Annotated in this window: 2 protein-coding genes and 1 pseudogene; 2 read left to right on the forward strand and 1 reads right to left on the reverse strand. The window is 32.6% G+C overall.

Annotated features, from left to right (window positions below; translation table 11 throughout):
- Positions 1-442 precede the first annotated feature (442 nt).
- A complete protein-coding gene (locus A9G44_RS04050) occupies positions 443-1,093 on the forward strand; it encodes a DUF421 domain-containing protein (protein WP_034912801.1) in 651 nt (216 codons plus the stop codon).
- A gap of 74 nt (positions 1,094-1,167) precedes the next feature.
- Here the strand turns inward: A9G44_RS04050 and A9G44_RS04055 are convergent, their stop codons facing one another.
- Complete coding sequence (locus A9G44_RS04055) at positions 1,168-1,440, reverse strand: DksA/TraR family C4-type zinc finger protein (RefSeq protein ID WP_065589760.1); 273 nt, start codon at positions 1,438-1,440, stop codon at positions 1,168-1,170.
- Between the two features lie 165 nt (positions 1,441-1,605).
- Between A9G44_RS04055 and A9G44_RS04060 the strand changes: the two are divergent.
- Positions 1,606-1,806: pseudogene (locus A9G44_RS04060) on the forward strand (peptide-methionine (S)-S-oxide reductase); the annotation flags it as partial.
- Between the last annotated feature and the right edge of the window lie 98 nt (positions 1,807-1,904).

Genomic DNA, 1,904 nt, shown 5'->3' on the forward strand with positions numbered 1-1,904 from the left:
TTTCTTTATCAAAATAGTTGCTAAATTCTTCAATTTCTTCAAAAGATAATTGTTTTTCCGATTCTTCGATTATTAGTTGCATTTGTTATTATCCTTTTTAACTGGAAATATATACTTTTTGATTGTTTTTGTGGGTAAATATTTTACCTTCATTTCAAACTTAAAACACACCGATTTACAACATTGCATAATAGAAATTAGTTATCGCAATCAAAGTAATAATCTTATAATTTGTGTGAATTTTAGAGTAAAATACAATCAATAAATTATATTAATAATCATACTTTGTTTTAGTCATGAAAATAGAACCGTATTGATCATTAATCAAACAAAAATTATACCAGTTTTACATAAATTATTACCCGTTTCGATACAGAAGTTTCTATTGATTCTGCATTTGGAATTGTAGTTCAACATATTTTGTTTAGCTTGGAGAAAGGAAATGTATTTATTAGAAATGGCACCAAAATTTTTATTAGCTTTAATTATTTTACTTGTTTATGTGAAGTTATCGGGTAAAAGCCAAATAGCACCTATGTCACAGCTTGATCAGGTTGGTAGTATGGTTATTGGTGCGTTGGTTGGGGGGGCCTTACTTAGTCCGACAGTATCTTCTTGGGAATCGGCTGGATTAGTGGCTATTTGGGCTGGCTTACTTGTTTTAATTCGATTTATCAAATCTAAAAACTCACGTTTACGCGATGCTATAGATGGCGAACCAATCCAACTTGTTAAAAATGGGCATTTAATAACGGATAATTTTGTTAAAGCCAACTTACCAGTAAGGGATTTTGAAACCTTAGTCAATATACAAGGCATAGCTTCTTTTGATGAGTTAAAAGAGGTTTGGTATGAATTAAATGGTTCGTTAACTGTTATCAAAAAAGGTGATAAAGATATTGCCGTGCTAATCATCGAAAATGGCGGTATTAGCCATGACAATTTAGAACAACTTAAAAAAGATGAAAATTGGGTTAAACAAGAAATTGCAAAACAAGGTTATGAAAAATTAGAAGATATTTTTTGTGCTGAATGGTTTGATAATAAATTAATTGTTTATCCTTATGACGCTGTTCGTGAAGGTAAAAAATAACTATTGTTTGTATCTTAGGGTGGGTAATAATCCACCCATCTTTTAGCTCAATTGGTTAAAAATGTATCTTCAAATTAACGTAGTTGGCTATCTTTGCTGCCACGACGATTATATAGACTTGATGTTTTAGCTAATTGTTTATCGATTTCTTGTTGGCAAGACAAACAATATTGTACGCCAGGCAATGCTGACCTTCTGGCTTCTATAATAGGCTCTCCACATTCAATACAAAAATGAGCACTAATTGTACCGTGATTGAGTTGTCTTCTTGCGTTTTCGATGGCATCAGCAATAGTGCCTTCGATTTGTTGATTAACGGCATCGTCAGACGCCCATCCACTTGCCATAAATGAATCCTTCTATAACTGAAATAGTTGACCAATGATATGGTGTTTTTTTAAACATTTTCAAGTAGTATGCTAATTTAAAGCAGTGTATTTTAGTGTTAATGATTATGCTGAAGTTAAGCAATAAATAGAAGAATTGTTTAACATATTAAGTGGGAGGTTATTATGCAACAATATGAACAAGCAACATTTGCTGGTGGTTGTTTTTGGTGTATGGTTAAACCCTTTGATCAGTATGAAGGGGTTATTAGTATTGTAGCAGGATATACTGGGGGGAATGTTATCAATCCAACCTATCAGCAAGTTTGCTCAGGCACAACAGGGCACATCGAAGCGGTACAAATTAAGTTTGATCCAAAAGTTATTAGGGGCTGTTGATCTTTGCTGTACATAAATTACTCAACAATACATTGGCAGCCACATTAACATAAATGCCAGTGATACCATACTGGCATAATTCCTTT

Source organism: Gilliamella sp. Occ4-3, assembly GCF_001690675.1.
GTDB classification, from domain to species: domain Bacteria; phylum Pseudomonadota; class Gammaproteobacteria; order Enterobacterales; family Orbaceae; genus Gilliamella; species Gilliamella bombi.

Excerpts from the sequence above, each read along its gene's own strand:
- A9G44_RS04050 (WP_034912801.1), top strand. The coding sequence starts at position 443 with ATGTATTTATTAGAAATGGCACCAAAATTTTTATTAGCTTTAATTATT.
- A9G44_RS04055 (WP_065589760.1), bottom strand. The coding sequence starts at position 1,440 with ATGGCAAGTGGATGGGCGTCTGACGATGCCGTTAATCAACAAATCGAA.